Genomic DNA, 15,253 nt, shown 5'->3' with positions numbered 1-15,253 from the left:
CTCCTTCCTCCAAAAAAAGCCACAAGTAAAAGAGTATCGTTATAGATACTTTGTTACTTACGGCTTCATTGCTCGTATTTGATTGGCACGCCTTTGTGCTCTAACTACATCTTAATGTACTATTTCAACTAAAGATTGTCAACACCTTTTTTAAACGCTCTCATCATTAATCTTTTAAATCTGCTTTTGTAATTTCTGTGTGGAAAACACGTCCGCTTCTTTCATACAAAACATCTTTTACTCCGTCTTGAGAGTTTACAACTCTCGCAACAGCAAAAAAATAATCGGAAAGACGATTAATAAATCTCATAACTTCACTATTCATATCATTTGTCCATTGGAAACTAACAATTTCTCGTTCTGCTCTTCGAGCGACTGTTCGAGCAAAGTGAAGCAAGCTAGCTAGTTTTGTTCCCCCTGGTAAAATAAAGGACTCAACAGTTGGAGGTATTCCTGCATACTCATCAATTCTACTTTCCAGCCATAGAGTTAGATTTTCATCTACACGATAAGGATTCTTACCATGAGGAGTAGCTAAGTCATTGCCACAATCGAATAAATATTGCTGAATAGTCATTAATTCTTCTTTTAGTTCAGAAGATATTCCGTCAGTGCTCGCTGCAATACCTACGATACTATTCAATTCATCCACAGTTCCGTATGCTTTTACACGGTCTGCATCTTTTGCTAGTTTCATTCCTCCGATAACACTTGTATACCCCTTATCGCCGGTTCTTGTATAGATTTGCATTAATTTACCTCCTTATTTAGATAATCCCTTAATTCTTCCATACCATAGTTTTTAAACGCAGAAACTTTAAATATTTTATTTACTCCCGCGAGCCGCAGCCTTTTCTCGGCATTTTTTAATTGATCTTCATCTTGACATAAATCTATTTTAGTTATAATTCCGATGGAAGGTTTCATAAAGTTTTGGGCAAAATTTGGTGAGAAAATTTGTTCCTCTTCTTGACAATTAGATACTAACGCAATCATTTCAGCTTCTACCGCCATCATTTGTAAAGCATTATAGAATCTCCTATGCTGAATAAATTCTCCTGGAGTATCAATCATTTTAGGATAAAATTCTACCGCTTGCGTCTTACTATACTGGAGTTTATCGCCAATAATTCTTTGACAAAGCGTTGTTTTCCCACAGCCAATTGAGCCAATAAACATAATTTTTTTCAATTGATCACCTACTCTAATTTTAAGTACGGGTTATTTTTGTAATACTAAAGCCCATTTTGTACTGTAGATAATTTATCGCTTCTTGCATAGACATCTCTACTGAAGCAATATCACCCAATATAAAAACAGAACCACTAAACCGATCGACAAAACCAATTTTTATTGCAGCAGTTTTTTTGGCAATATCTACTGCAATAATCGAGACTTCGCTTGGTGTAATAGTCATAATACCTATTGCTTGGTGATATTCATTTTGCAAGCCTAATTTGTCAAAAATTCGTTTATCTGGATTTGCAATGATATGGGCTAAAGTCACTTGTTTTCCAGGGACAGATTCGAATATTTTTCTATCTTTGATTTTCATTTTTTTCGACCCCTCACTCACAAAATGAAAGTGCAACACACACGTTCATAGTATTTCTAATTAAAATAAAAGTCAAGGTCAGAGAAAAAGTTATATCTGAAATGTTTTAATACTTTTCTAGTAAGACATAGACTTAATACCATTTTTTTACAAAAAAATACTAAAGAGCTTTTCAACCCTTTAGCATAAAAACTATATAGTTATTGATTATAGAAATTTAAAAATTAGAATTGAATAGGCCTCATTGCCTATTTTTCTTCTCCTTTGAAGAACAATTCTAAAAAAATTTGATAGAATCCCTCATTTTGCTAAAAATGAAGCTGTTTTGGGTACAAAAAAAGTCTATGCTCCATTACATAGACTACTACGATACTGTTTTACCTCGAAACAGGATACGCATGCATGATTAGCAAGCTAAGATAACGACCTGACTCCATATGTCTTCATATGATTACAGTGGCGGGACCGTGTTGGAATTTAACCAAACTTCCTCATCTCAGTTGTCTTGAAATGGTACTTCTATCAATTTCTATGATAGTCTAGTATTCTTTCTTTTGCAAGCTAAATCTATTTTTTTAAAACATTTGTTTTATAAAATATTTATTGCAGCTAATAAAACACTAGGACTACATTCATATAATTTAATATATTTTTTTAAAAAAAGAGAATAAGACAAAAGTCTTATTCTCTGTATTTAAGAAGTAATGATTAGTAAAAGTTTGCCAAAGCTTGAGCTTTTTTAAGTTCCATTGCACGTACTTCTCTTGGTAAGAAGCGGCGAATTTCGTCTTCGTTGTAGCCCACTTGCAAGCGTTTTTCATCGAGAATAATTGGACGACGAAGTAAACCTGGGTTGTCTTGGATAAGCTTAAACAAGTTGTTCAACGGAATTTCATCAAGGTCCACATTCATTTCTTGGAATGCTTTTGAACGAGTTGAGATAATTTCTTCTGTACCTTCTTCTGTCATCTTAAGGATATCCTTAATTTCAATTTCAGATAATGCTTCCGAGAAAATATTACGTTCTGTATATGGAATATTATTCTCTTCTAACCATGCTCGTGCTTTACGGCAAGAAGTACAACTAGGTGAAGTATAAAGAGTAACCATTAATGGATCTCCCCTTTCTCTTGTGTGAATTATCTTGTTCTATGTTATTCATTATACATTACTTCTCTCAAGATATCTACCTTTTTTTGAAAAAACTTCACTTTTTGTACACATTGTGTTCATTTCGATTCCCAAAAATTTTTCGTGAACGTTTATTTAATAAGGTTTACATATGTTCCTATACATTTAAGATACGTATACTTTATAATAATTATAATTTAAAGCGTTTTACTTGTAATTTAGCTTTTACGGTGTTACGTCGGCATAAAATACGGTATAATAGAATGGTAGAAAATAGGAGTGTGATTTTAATTGAAGAAAAAAGTTTTTTCGGGTGCCCAACCGAGTGGTATGTTAACGATTGGTAACTACATAGGTGCAATTAAAAATTTTGTAGCTTTGCAAGATGAATATGATGCCACTTATTGTATTGTTAATCAGCACGCTATCACGGTTCCCCAGGATCCAGAAGAGTTAAAAATGCGTACGCGTGGCTTAGCAGCTCTCTATGTTGCTTGCGGAGTCGACCCGAATAAATCAACAATCTTTGTCCAATCAGAAGTGCCTGCTCACGCACAAGCAGCTTGGATTGTACAATGCAATACCTATATTGGCGAACTGGAACGAATGACCCAGTATAAAGATAAATCTGCAAAGCAAGATGCTGTGTCTGCCGGTTTATTAACGTATCCTCCTCTTATGGTAGCAGATATTATTCTTTATGATGCTGATTTGGTTCCTGTAGGGGAAGATCAAAAACAACATTTAGAACTAACGCGTGACTTTGTGCAGCGGTTTAATAATCGCTATCATGCCGACTTGGTTATGCCAGAGCCGCTTATTCCTAAAGCCGGCGGACGCATTATGAGTTTACAGGATCCAACTAAAAAAATGAGTAAGTCAGATACAAATCAAAAAGGGTTTATTTCTATGCTAGATGAACCTAAACAGATTCGTAAAAAAATTAAAAGTGCGAAAACAGATTCAAGTGGTGTGATTGAATTTGATCAAGAGAATAAACCAGGTATTTCCAACTTACTAACAATTTTCGCGAATTTTAGCGGAAAATCAATCCCACAGCTCGAAGAAGAATTTGCTGATAGTGGTTATGGTGATTTCAAGGAAAGGCTAGCAGATGCTGTTATCGCTGTTCTTGAACCCATTCAAGAACGTTATTATAAATTAATGGCATCAGAAGAGTTAGACTACATCTTAGATCAAGGCGCTAAACGTGCTAACGATTATGCTAACGGAACTTTAAAGCGTATGGAAAATGCTATTGGTTTGAATCGTTAATTAAAAAAAGGACGAGGGATTTAATTTATCCCTCGTCCTTTTTGATTATTCGGAAAACAAAGCTGTTACTAACTCTTCACTGGTAATATTGCCGAAGTATTTTTTCAAATCGAGACTATCAAATTTCTCAATCAGTGCTTCTTTCGTATATTTTGTACCGACGAGCGCTTCTTCAACGTCTTTTATTTCTCCTAACCCAAAGAAATCACCGTATATTTTTGCTTCAGTAATTTTTCCACCACTTACATTAAAGGCAAAGTCAATGGCGCCGATAGGGAAACGACGACGGGTTTCGATTGCATAATTAGGAGACTTACCATAATTCCAATCCCAATTGCCGAAATATTCTTCGCGTATCTCATAAACACGTTTCCAATCTGCATCTGTCAAATGATATTCTTTCACGTCTTCACGTTTTTCTACGTCAAAGATATATAATAACATTAAATCACGGAACTCTTCAGTCGTTAAATCTTTATACTCTTCATCTAAGAAAGGTTTTATATTGGTAACACGACTACGAATTGATTTGATTCCCTTTGAGGCAATCTTGTCCTTACGAGGTTTTAAAGCTCCTGTAATAGCATCTAAATCAGAATCAAGCAAGATTGTTCCATGAGCGGTCATTCGACCATTCGTTGCATACATGGCATTGCCAGAAAACTTCTTATCACCGATGGTTAAGTCATTGCGACCTTTCAATGCAGCATCCTTTACCCCTACACTGTGTAAGAAAGAAATTACAGGTTCAGTAAATTTAGCAAAGTCACGGAATGAATTACCATCATCATCCGTAATAAAACAGAATGAAAAGTTACCGAGATCATGGTAAACTGCTCCCCCACCCGACATGCGACGTACAACATGGATATTATGAGCTTCTACATATTCCTGATTAATTTCTTCAATCGTATTCTGATTTCGACCAATGATAATAGATGGTTCATTAATATAAAAATATAGAATTGGCTCATCAAGTTTTTTTTCTTTTAATAAAAATGTTTCTAAAGCAATATTAACACTTGGATCTAAATGGCCTTGATTATCAACAAAATACATATGAACACTCTTCCCTTCGAATTAAATAATGATTTTCATATCGTTTTCAGCTAGCATTACTTTCACATTTGGTGTTGCCTCTTTCGCTTCACTCAGAAGTCTTTGCCAGTCTTCATTGGGTGGGAGATGCGTTAAAATCAATTTTTTAACACCAGCTTTTTCAGCAATTTCACCCACTTCTTCAGACGTCATATGCACCGAAGATTTTTGTTGTTCTTTGAAAAAATTAGTATCAGCTAAAAAGACATCTGCATCTTTAGCAAAAGGTATAAACTGCTCCATATACCCAGAGTCAGCTGAAAATACAAATTTTTTCTCAGTTTCTCGTTCCGTAATCGCTAGAGCATAACAAACAACAGGATGAATCGTTTTTAAAAACTCAACATGAAAAGGTCCTATCTCAATCGCTTCTTGTCCTGAATAATCAATTGCTTTTGATGATTTACTTTCTCTTACTGTATGCCATATAGATTCTGTATGGCCATAAATTGGTACTTCTTTAACATTAGGTGCATTTTTTAATAGAAAAACATGCTGTAAAACACCTACGTCTGCGATATGATCGGCATGGTAATGGGTTAAAATAACCGCATCTAAATCAAGCGGATCAATATGCTTTTCTAGAGCTAAAACCGAACCACTCCCCGCATCAATTAACAAACGAAAGCCAGCTGACTCAAGCAGATAAGAACTGGTTCCGACTCCATTTGCTGGGTATCCACCCATAAAACCTAAGATTGTTAGTTTCATCAAGAAATTCCTCCTTAAACGTAACTGGTCATAGTCTCAGTATAGCACGTTTTTACCTGTTATTTCCTTAAAACGCTCGAAAAAAGGACAGAGGTTACCCCTGCCCTACTTCTATCTGTGTATTTTTTTTCATGTAAGCAATCGCTTCGTCAGCTAACCGTTGCCCTTCTAGAATCGCATTCGATAAGCCATACCCATGTAAGCCGTTTCCTCCTATAAATAAGCCTAAATCGTTAATACGTTTCTTATGCTCTTTTGAATATTTTTCAAGTTCTTGTCTTTCATCTGCTAATAAATGGGGAACGGCATCCTTCCATCGAAAAACCTGCGCAGATTGATAACTGCCTTCAAGCTGTAATATTTCCTGAAGTTCTGTAAGAATAATTTCTAATATAGTTTCGTCCAGTAATTGAACGATAGCATCTTCTTGTCTTCTGCCAATTTCTACCAAGAGATAATCGGAATCTGTGTCTTTCAAGGACGGCCATTTTTTATTTAAAAACGTTGCCCGCGTCATATGATAAGCACTACGCTTTGGAACAACAAAACCGATTCCTTTTGGGTAACGTCTAATCGTTCCTTTTTTAAACTGAAATAGAATAGTGGCCATTGATGAGGTATTAGGTTTGGGGAAATCTAACAGAGCCTGTTTATTTTCGGTTACAAGGTGGTGAGACTCGGAAAGTGGTAGAGTGGAAACAACAACATTAGCGCGAATGCTTTCTTTTTGGTTAACTGTTAATAAAAACAAACCATCGTCCATTTGAGTCAATGCGGTCACTTTTTTATTGGTTAAAATACTGTCTGAGAGATATCCCGCTAATTGGTCGACTAAAGTATGCAAGCCATTGATAAGATGAAATTCTTTATTTCCATTATCAATAAGTTCTTCTAGTTCCATTTTCGTTAACTGCTGGGTACGTCTCTTATCTCCAAATAATTGAATTAAATGTTGATCAAAAAAGAAAGGTGAGCACAACTCCATTGAACCAAAGATATATTCAGGGTAATTAGGGTAGGCGATTAGTGTACTGACTGCTTTGCAAAAGCGGTCTTCTAGAAATATAGAAGTCGTTATATTTATAGTTGACTTTTGCTTAATACCATTAAAAGTCTGATTTACTAAAACAGAAACCTTATCACTAAAAGAAAGCTCTCGCTCTTGTAACAAATCATTGAGATGAATAGGAATACCACGGTAGCTCACCTTATCGGCTTCTATAAAATCTTGGGTGTTGAACCGATCAAATTTCCAGTCTAAACTGTATTCAATCTCTTGATCGAGGCCAATCTCCTTTAAAAAGGGGCGAATATCTGCTTGGCGGATATCAAAAGTGCTGGCGCCTACATCGATCGGTCCGATTTCTGTTTGGATGGTGCGAATAGTGCCACCTGCTTGGTCACGTTGTTCTAAAGTGATGAGTTCAAACGGTAATTGCTCAGAATCGATAATTTTTTGAATATGATAAGCAGCCACTAACCCGCTGAGGCCACTCCCTAATACGGCAATTCTATTTCTAGCTCGTTCCATATTGCTCACCTTCTTTACTGATCTTCTATTCAGCTTAATCATATACTATCTTGTTAAGAAAAACTGTGAACAAATTATGACAAATAAAAAAAGCTATCTCTATTAATTAGAGGTAGCTTATAAATTAATTAGTTGTTTAAAGCTGCTTTTGCTTGATCAGCAATTGCTGCAAAAGATGCTGCATCGTTAACAGCTAATTCTGCTAACATTTTACGGTTCATATCGATTTCAGCTAGTTTCAAGCCATGAATTAACTTGCTGTAGCTTAGTCCATTGATACGCGCTGCTGCATTAATACGTGTAATCCATAATTTACGGAAATTACGTTTTGTTTGACGACGGTCTCTATATGCGTACATATAAGATTTCATCACTTGTTGTTTTGCTGTTTTAAATAATGTATGTTTTGAACCGTAATAACCTTTAGCAAGCTTTAGAACTTTCTTGCGGCGTTGGCGTGTTACTGTTCCACCTTTTACACGTGGCATGGTGATTCCTCCTTATGAGAACAAAATGTCCTCTTCCTATTTCGTAGTTTAATTATTTCATTTGTGATAATTGTTGGCTGATACGTTTCATATCAGATTTATGAACCATTGCTGGTTGACGTAAGTGACGTCTTTGTTTTTTTGTTTTGCCGTGGAATCTATGGCTTGTAAACGCTCTGAAACGTTTCAATCCACCATTACCAGTTCTTTTGAAACGTTTAGCTGAGCCACGGTGTGTTTTTTGCTTTGGCATTTGTCTTTCCTCCTAAAATAAGTGGTTACTTCTCGTGTTTTGGAGCCAACATTAGAAACATACTTCTTCCATCCATACGTGGGTATGATTCAATGGTTGACACTTCAGTTAAGTCAGCCGCTAAGCGGTCGAGGACTTTTTGTCCAATTCCTTTATGCGTGATTGCCCGACCTCTAAAGCGAATCGAAGCTTTCACTTTGTCTCCATTTTCCAAGAATTTACGTGCACTACGTAATTTTGTTTGGTAGTCATTTTCATCAATCGATGGACTTAAGCGGACTTCTTTGACGTTGACAACTTTTTGGTTTTTACGAGCTTCCCGTTCGCGTTTTTGTTTGTCGAAACGGAATTTCCCATAATCCATAATACGTGCTACTGGTGGCTTTGCATTCGGCGACATAAGGACAAGATCTAGGTTTTCAGCTTCTGCTAATTCAAGTGCTTCAGCTTTTGACTTCACTCCAATTTGTTCACCATCGCTACCAATTACACGAAGTTCGCGAGCACGGATACCGTCGTTTACCATCATATCTTTTGCTATGGTCATTCACCTCCATGATATTTGAGAGAAAAGCGCAGAAAAAGGCGGATATCTCCTCCGATACCCGCCACAAGGTCACAGTGAATTTCACTGTCACTAATTTGTACATATCTAGCCCAAGGACAACTGTCAACTTAGGCGAGAAGCGGGTGCTTCTGCTTTGATTTTCTCAACTGCTATATCTTACTATGTATTTCTTATTTTGTCAAACTTTATTTTGAGTCTGCTTTATTTAAAGCTGCTAAAACAACGTCACCTACCGTTTTGGCGGCTACTAGAAGTGCTTTTTCATTAATATCAAATTTAGGGTGATGATTCATATACAGCTCTTCTTGGTTTTCTGGACTTGCCCCGATATCAAAGAAAGCACCAGGTATTTTTAAGAGGTATTGTCCAAAGTCTTCTGCACCAGTATTGGGAGGAGTTTGAGTTACCTCTTTCAAGTAATCTCCTAATCCATTCGTTTTTAAAGCTTGAGCAGCCATATCTACTTGGTCAGGATGATTGTAAACAGGTGGGTAATCCCAAGCATAGTCTACTTCTACTTGAACACCATAACTCTCTTCTAAACCTCGGGCTAAATTTCTGGTTTCTTTTTCAATCTTTTGCCCTACCTCTAAATCCATATAACGGGCATCACCCAGCAAGGTTAGTTTGTCTTTAATGACATTGCTGACCCCTTCGCCTTCAAAAGAACCAATCGTAACAACCGCCATATCAAATGGATTGATGCGGCGCGATACGATTGTTTGTAAGTTCATAACAAATGATGATGCCGCTACAATAGCATCATTGCTGACATGAGGCATGGAGCCATGTCCACCTTTACCTTGGATCTTTATTTCGATTTCGCTACACCCGGCGTAAGCCCAGCCTTTCGCATAGTGAACATGCCCGACTTCGAAATTCGGGTAAAAATGGATGCCATAAATTTCATCCACATCATCAAGTCGTCCAGAATCTACCATACTCTTGGCTCCGCCAGGACCAACTTCCTCCGCGTTTTGATGGACAATCTTAACAGTACCTGACCATTCATCTTTAAGGGAAATCAGACAATCAGCTAGAATTAAGAGATAAGCAGTATGCCCGTCGTGCCCACAGGCATGCATGACACCAGGATTTTTGGATGCAAATGGTAAGTTAGTTTCTTCTGTGATAGGTAAAGCATCAAAATCAGCCCGTAATGCTATCGTGCGGCCAGGGCCGTTACCGGCTATTGTAACTACGATTCCATAACCATTTCCAACATGACGCTCTACTAAAACATCTTTCCCCTCATAAAAACTTGCTATTTTATCAGCTGTTGCTTTTTCTTGAAACGAAACTTCAGGATTTTCATGGAAATAACGACGCAAAGCAATCATTTCCTCTTCTTTACTTTCCAGTAATGCCATTAGTTTATCACGTACCATTTTCATCCTCCTCCAAGCGTTTATTTAAAGTTTTTTATCTCATCTTCTATGGTCATCAAGAATGTGTCAACTGGCATGGTGTTCATTTCTTTTGAGCCATAACGACGTACAGTTACAGTGTTTTCTTCTACTTCTTTGTCCCCGATAACAATTTGATACGGGATTTTTTGTGTTTGAGAAGCACGTATTTTGTAACCCATTTTCTCATTGCGATCATCTACTTCTAAACGCATTCCCATCATTTCCATTTTATTTTTTAGTTCGTAGGCCTTGTCTGCATGGTGTTCCGCACTAACTGGGATAATCGTTCCTTGTACAGGTGCTAGCCAAGTTGGGAAAGCGCCTTTGTACTCTTCGATTAAGTAGGCAACAAAACGTTCCATCGTTGAAATGACACCACGGTGAATGACGACTGGACGGTGTGTATTTTCGCCGTCTTCTCCGACATAAGTCAAATCAAATCGTTCTGGTAATAAGAAGTCAAGTTGAATAGTCGACATGGTTTCTTCAAGACCAATAGCTGTTTTGAATTGCACATCTAATTTAGGACCATAAAAAGCTGCTTCTCCCACTGCTTCATAATAGTCTAAACCAAATTCATCCATGGCTTCTTTTAACATGGATTCAGCTTTTTCCCACATGGCATCATCATCGAAATATTTTTCTTTATCTTGAGGATCACGGTAGCTCAAGCGGAAGCGATAGTCGGTAATGTTAAAGTCATCATAAACATCTAAAACTAATTGTAAAATTCGTTTGAATTCATCTTTGATTTGATCCGGACGTACAAAGGCATGGGCATCATTTAAAGTCATTTCTCGAACCCGTTGCAAACCAGATAGTGCGCCACTCTTTTCATAACGGTGCATCATACCTAGCTCCGCAATCCGAATCGGTAATTCGCGGTAACTATGAATATCATTTTTGTAAACAAGCATATGGTGCGGGCAGTTCATTGGACGTAAAACTAACATCTCTCCGTCACCCATATCCATCGGTGGGAACATATCTTCATGGTAGTGATCCCAGTGACCGGATTGTTTGTACAGCTCAACATCCGCCATAATTGGTGTGTAAACATGTTGATAACCCAGACTAATTTCTTTGTTCACAATATAACGTTCTAGTGTCCGACGAATGGTCGCACCTTTTGGTAGCCAAAATGGTAGTCCCGATCCTGCTTCTTGGGAAATCATAAAAAGGTCTAATTCCTTACCAAGTTTACGGTGGTCACGCTCTTTTGCTTCTTCACGCATTTTCAGAAATTCAGCTAAGTCTTTTTTATTAAAGAAAGCTGTTCCGTAAATTCGTTGCATCATTTTGTTATTGGAATTTCCTCGCCAGTAAGCGCCTGCTAGTGATAAAAGTTTAAAGACTTGGATTTTACCAGTAGAAGGTACATGGACACCGCGACACAAATCAACAAAATCATCTTGTTGGTAGACAGTAATAATATCATCTTCAGGTAAATCCCGAATTAATTCTACTTTATAAGGGTCTTCTTTAAACAATTCTAAAGCTTCTTCACGAGAAACTTCACGGCGTACGATTGAATAATTTTCGCGTACAATTTTTTTCATCTCTGCTTCAACATCCGCGAGCTGACTTTCTGTTAACTGCTCTGGCATATCGGTGTCATAGTAGAAACCTGATTCAATAGCGGGACCAACTCCAAAATGAATTTCTGGAAATAAACGTTTTAAGGCATGGGCCATTAAGTGGGCAGTTGAATGACGCAAAATACCCAGAGCATCCTCATGATCTGGTCCAATAATTTCTAAACGGCCACTCTCTTCTAGCGGATAAACAAAATCTACTAATTGCCCGTTAAACTTTCCAGCTAAAGCCTTTTTAGCAAGACTATTACTGATACTTTTTGCTACTTCTTCCACAGTTGTTCCTTTTGGAAATGATTTTACATTGCCATCTGGAAAAGTAATTTTAATTTCTGACATGATTTTTCCTCCATCATCGTTTTATTTCTAAATACAAAAAAAATCCCATTCCTAGATACAGTGATCCAGAAATGGGACGTAGTGTTAGACGTGGTTCCACCCAAATTTTGTTTCCTAAAATAGGGAAACTCTCCTAGCGCGGTAACGGTGCGGGCCGAAACAACTTACTCATTTCAGTTGTTCTCTCGAAAGGGGTACAAACATAAAATCACTGAGATGTTTCACCAAGCCATCCCTCTCTAACTAATGATTGTTTATGCAGCATATCTTTCTCATAGAATTATCTATAATAGTCACATTAAAACATGAACTCCTTTAAATTGCAAGGCTTAAAAGTGGGAATTATCCGGTCATTATTCCCACTTAGCTGGAAAATTAAAAGGTAAAGTGGGAATTATCTGAAAATAATTACCACTTTTACTTTAAATATTGATTCAAAGTGGCAAATATCCCCTTTATCGTTCTAAACGGCGATTTTTCCCAGTCATTTCAACCTCTTTAGCTAGAAAACGGAAACGTTCCATTAAACGTTTAGCTTTAATCGGCTCGTCATCCCCGCGGTTACCCATCCGAAAATGATTCTCTAACTCTTTAAAATTTAAATTTGATGTAAAAAAAGTCGGTAAATGTTCTTGCATACGATGTTGGAGAATTACTCCTAAGATTTCATCTCTAATCCAAGTTGAATTAATTTCGGCTCCAATATCATCCAACATTAAAATATCACTTTTCTTTATCATATCGAGTTTTTCAGGCACACTATTATCTGCAATAGAAGCCTTCATTTCTTGGGTAAAAGTAGGATAGTGCATCAAGGTCGAAACAAAGCCTTTTAAAGACAATTCATAAGCAATAGCCCCTAAAAGATATGTTTTCCCCACTCCGAAAGGACCATAAATATATAATCCTTCATGAAGACCAGTTGGGTTTTCTGCATAAGCTTCAATAAAATCAAAAGCCTCGCTTAATACTGGCAATCGCTCTTCTGTCTGGACAAATTGCTCCATGGTTGCATGACGTGCTTCTTTTGAAATGTTGATTGATTTAATACGACCCCGTAATTCTTTCTCACGTTCGCGCTTAATGGTCGTAGCATCTGGTACGTAAACCACATCAATATAGCCAGCATTAATAGCTAACTGTGGTTGGTAACCAGGGTTCTGGCCCTCTTCACCACGTTGGTGCTTTTCTTTTTCTTGTACATATTCATGCAATTTAGAGTAGCTGTTAGAAATCATCTCTTTTGAAACACGTTCTTGATGCTCATTAAAGAACTGTTGAACGTCCGGATCAGCCAGAACTGAACGGACCATTTCTTCATATTGTTCACTAATATTGGGTTGGTTCATAAAATTTTGAAACCCTTTTCCAACATGATCCATTAATCATCCCCGGCCTTTCTTCCTCCTCGAAACTTTTCCAAACGCTCATTAAATCTTCTGCGCTCTTCTTCTGAAAGAAGACGCTCTTCTTTCGGTTGGCTCTCTTCTTTGGCCCATTCTGGTAGAGTTTCAACTTTGCGGACAACATTTTTACCATACTGACGAACACTACGCTTTTCAGCGGCCGCGATCCTTTGGCCAACAAATTGTTTCGTTTTATTAATCGCTTCTTCCGGTAAGCTGACATTGGATTGCATCCAATCATTCGCAATCGTTTCAGCTTTTCCTTTATTAATAGTGGGTTCATCTTGAATAACTAGTACATAATAAATTAGCATATTTAATACCGCTGTGGACATTTTATATTGACTCAATAAAAAATTCAATAAGCGTTTCTCGTTAGAAGTCACTTCTCCTTTTTTTTGCGCCTTAATATTAGCGATAAAGCTATAAGGCGACAATTTCTCACTTAAGAGCACCAAATCCACCTCTTGCTTACTGTAACCGCCCTTGACCAAAGCCGTACGGCGGTTTTCTAGTTGAGAAGCAGTTTGTTCCATTCCTGTTTCAAGTTTATCTTTAAGGACGCGTTTTAAAACGGGTTGATTAGTCGTATCTGCCGCTAAATTTTCTAACTCTTGTATGTCTACGGCACCGGTTTCTAGATGACTCGCTCTTAGAATAAGCTGGGACATCTCTTGCTCATCGATTCCATACAACTGATGCAGAACCTCAATGGTATGGCGTAACTCCCGAGTTAGTGATTCCGGTGTGAAAAACTCGCTTTGCAAAAGCTGTTTCAAATAGGCATGATTAAAAGTAGTCGTTTTCAAAAGCGGTGCTTTCCCCTTTTTAGATGAAATGAATGTGTACCCTTCTTGTTTATCTAAAGGATGGATGCTTGTAGCAACTTCATAAACATTTAAAAAAGACTTAGTCACTTTTTTAAGTTTACTACTGTCTAACTGTTGATAAGAAAATCTTTTTTGAAGATTATGCAACTTTGTTTCTCCTACATGCTCACGTAAAAGCATCCGTAGAAGGTCTTCCTGAAAAAATTGTTCACTCGTAACAGGCATAAGCGGCTCATAGATATATTCTTTTTCCCCGTTTTCTTCACTTATATATGTATTTAACAAACCAATACCTTCTAATCGAGAGCGTGCTTGATAAAAATCAGGGATTCCAAGTCCTAGTACTGATAAAAACTCTGAATGGATGGTTTTGTTTTTTTGCTGCCCGACTCCTTCAAAGTCAGCTAAAAGCGTCATATATAAACTATAAGCGTAGGGTCCAATGATTGGTTGATAAAGAAACGTTACTACTTTTTTATCAATATCGGAAATAAAACAAGTTTGCTGAATGGTGAGCGGATCCTTCGGGCTTAATTCTTTCCAAGGGTAGTTCATTCCGCTTCGTCCTCTTCCTCTAATTTATTTTTCTTTTCCAAGTTTTGGAGTTCAGCCAAAAACGTTTCACGATCAGAAAACTGACGGTAAACACTCGCGAAGCGAATATAGGCAACATCGTCTATTTCAGCTAAATGTGCCATCACGTACTCACCAATCACCATACTTGGTACTTCATTCTCTCCTGTTGCTCGTATGTCGCGCTCTACTTGATCGACTACTTCTTCTAGTTGCTCTAATTTGATCGGCCGCTTCTCACTCGAGCGAACCAAGCCACGCAGTAACTTTTCTCGGCTAAATTCTTCGCGCGTTCCATTCTTTTTAATTACTAGTAATGGCGTTTGCTCAATCCGTTCAAAGGTCGTAAAACGATGGTGGCATTTTTCACATTCCCGGCGTCTCCGAATGGAGTTGCTTTCTTCAACGGGGCGGCTATCCACAACTTTAGAGCCATTATGGTGGCATTTTGGGCACTGCATCTCTTCCATACCCCTTTCTTATAAAATACT

At 37.5% G+C, this 15,253-nt stretch carries 16 protein-coding genes, 1 riboswitch and 2 other annotated features; of the genes, 1 reads left to right on the top strand and 15 read right to left on the bottom strand.

Going from position 1 to position 15,253, the window contains the following annotated elements; translation table 11 throughout:
- Nucleotides 1-166: 166 nt before the first annotated feature.
- From BW727_RS01795 to spxA, 4 genes are all read right to left on the bottom strand, one after another.
- Complete coding sequence (locus BW727_RS01795) at nt 167-751, bottom strand: cob(I)yrinic acid a,c-diamide adenosyltransferase (protein ID WP_062468407.1); 585 nt, start codon at nt 749-751, stop codon at nt 167-169.
- A complete protein-coding gene (locus tag BW727_RS01790; protein WP_062468408.1) occupies nt 751-1,191 on the bottom strand; it encodes a EutP/PduV family microcompartment system protein in 441 nt (146 codons plus the stop codon). Before BW727_RS01790 ends, BW727_RS01795 begins: the two co-directional genes overlap by 1 nt.
- Nucleotides 1,192-1,210: 19 nt before the next feature.
- Complete coding sequence (locus tag BW727_RS01785; RefSeq protein ID WP_062468410.1) at nt 1,211-1,555, bottom strand: BMC domain-containing protein; 345 nt, start codon at nt 1,553-1,555, stop codon at nt 1,211-1,213.
- A 362-nt stretch (nt 1,556-1,917) separates the two neighbouring features.
- Nucleotides 1,918-2,073, bottom strand: a riboswitch (adenosylcobalamin (AdoCbl) riboswitch).
- A 190-nt stretch (nt 2,074-2,263) separates the two neighbouring features.
- The gene (gene spxA, locus BW727_RS01780) at nt 2,264-2,665 is read right to left on the bottom strand and encodes a transcriptional regulator SpxA (RefSeq protein ID WP_062468411.1); all 402 of its coding nucleotides are present in this window, start codon (nt 2,663-2,665) and stop codon (nt 2,264-2,266) included.
- A gap of 312 nt (nt 2,666-2,977) precedes the next feature.
- Between spxA and trpS the strand changes: the two genes are divergently transcribed.
- Entirely contained in the window at nt 2,978-3,961 is a 984-nt protein-coding gene (gene trpS / locus BW727_RS01775) for a tryptophan--tRNA ligase (protein WP_077795699.1), read from the top strand.
- Between the two features lie 45 nt (nt 3,962-4,006).
- On the opposite strand, the gene BW727_RS01770 is transcribed toward trpS, so the two are convergent.
- The 11 genes from BW727_RS01770 to nrdR form a co-directional block, all read right to left on the bottom strand.
- On the bottom strand, nt 4,007-5,020 hold the full coding sequence (locus BW727_RS01770; protein ID WP_062468413.1) for a lipoate--protein ligase: 1,014 nt from the start codon (nt 5,018-5,020) through the stop codon (nt 4,007-4,009).
- A 21-nt stretch (nt 5,021-5,041) separates the two neighbouring features.
- Entirely contained in the window at nt 5,042-5,770 is a 729-nt protein-coding gene (locus BW727_RS01765) for an MBL fold metallo-hydrolase (RefSeq protein ID WP_062468414.1), read from the bottom strand.
- Nucleotides 5,771-5,864: 94 nt separating this feature from the next.
- Nucleotides 5,865-7,301, bottom strand: a complete 1,437-nt coding sequence (locus tag BW727_RS01760; protein WP_062468420.1) for a protoporphyrinogen/coproporphyrinogen oxidase — start codon at nt 7,299-7,301, stop codon at nt 5,865-5,867.
- Between the two features lie 128 nt (nt 7,302-7,429).
- The gene (rplT, locus tag BW727_RS01755; RefSeq protein ID WP_062468422.1) at nt 7,430-7,789 is read right to left on the bottom strand and encodes a 50S ribosomal protein L20; all 360 of its coding nucleotides are present in this window, start codon (nt 7,787-7,789) and stop codon (nt 7,430-7,432) included.
- A gap of 52 nt (nt 7,790-7,841) precedes the next feature.
- Complete coding sequence (gene rpmI, locus BW727_RS01750; protein WP_062468424.1) at nt 7,842-8,042, bottom strand: 50S ribosomal protein L35; 201 nt, start codon at nt 8,040-8,042, stop codon at nt 7,842-7,844.
- Between the two features lie 25 nt (nt 8,043-8,067).
- Nucleotides 8,068-8,589, bottom strand: a complete 522-nt coding sequence (gene infC, locus BW727_RS01745) for a translation initiation factor IF-3 (protein ID WP_062468426.1) — start codon at nt 8,587-8,589, stop codon at nt 8,068-8,070.
- Nucleotides 8,590-8,613: 24 nt separating this feature from the next.
- Nucleotides 8,614-8,750: a sequence feature (ribosomal protein L20 leader region), on the bottom strand.
- 45 nt (nt 8,751-8,795) lie between these two features.
- Nucleotides 8,796-10,004: an amidohydrolase gene (locus BW727_RS01740; RefSeq protein WP_217994410.1), complete on the bottom strand. Its 1,209-nt coding sequence runs from the start codon at nt 10,002-10,004 to the stop codon at nt 8,796-8,798.
- A 14-nt stretch (nt 10,005-10,018) separates the two neighbouring features.
- Nucleotides 10,019-11,953, bottom strand: coding sequence for a threonine--tRNA ligase (thrS, locus tag BW727_RS01735; protein WP_062468430.1), 1,935 nt, complete (start codon nt 11,951-11,953; stop codon nt 10,019-10,021).
- A gap of 69 nt (nt 11,954-12,022) precedes the next feature.
- Nucleotides 12,023-12,238, bottom strand: a binding site (T-box leader).
- 170 nt (nt 12,239-12,408) lie between these two features.
- The gene (gene dnaI / locus BW727_RS01730) at nt 12,409-13,335 is read right to left on the bottom strand and encodes a primosomal protein DnaI (protein ID WP_062468432.1); all 927 of its coding nucleotides are present in this window, start codon (nt 13,333-13,335) and stop codon (nt 12,409-12,411) included.
- Nucleotides 13,335-14,744: a replication initiation and membrane attachment family protein gene (locus BW727_RS01725; protein WP_062468434.1), complete on the bottom strand. Its 1,410-nt coding sequence runs from the start codon at nt 14,742-14,744 to the stop codon at nt 13,335-13,337. The genes dnaI and BW727_RS01725 overlap by 1 nt, the downstream gene beginning before the upstream one ends.
- Nucleotides 14,741-15,223 carry a transcriptional regulator NrdR gene (gene nrdR / locus BW727_RS01720; RefSeq protein WP_062468436.1) on the bottom strand — a complete coding sequence of 161 codons (483 nt, stop codon included), beginning with the start codon at nt 15,221-15,223 and terminating at the stop codon, nt 14,741-14,743. Before nrdR ends, BW727_RS01725 begins: the two co-directional genes overlap by 4 nt.
- Between the last annotated feature and the right edge of the window lie 30 nt (nt 15,224-15,253).

Origin of the sequence: Jeotgalibaca dankookensis (assembly GCF_002005405.1) — a bacterium.
Lineage (GTDB): Bacteria > Bacillota > Bacilli > Lactobacillales > Aerococcaceae > Jeotgalibaca > Jeotgalibaca dankookensis.
The sequence above is the reverse complement of the archived record's forward strand: the minus strand, read 5'-3'. Positions and strand labels throughout refer to the sequence as shown.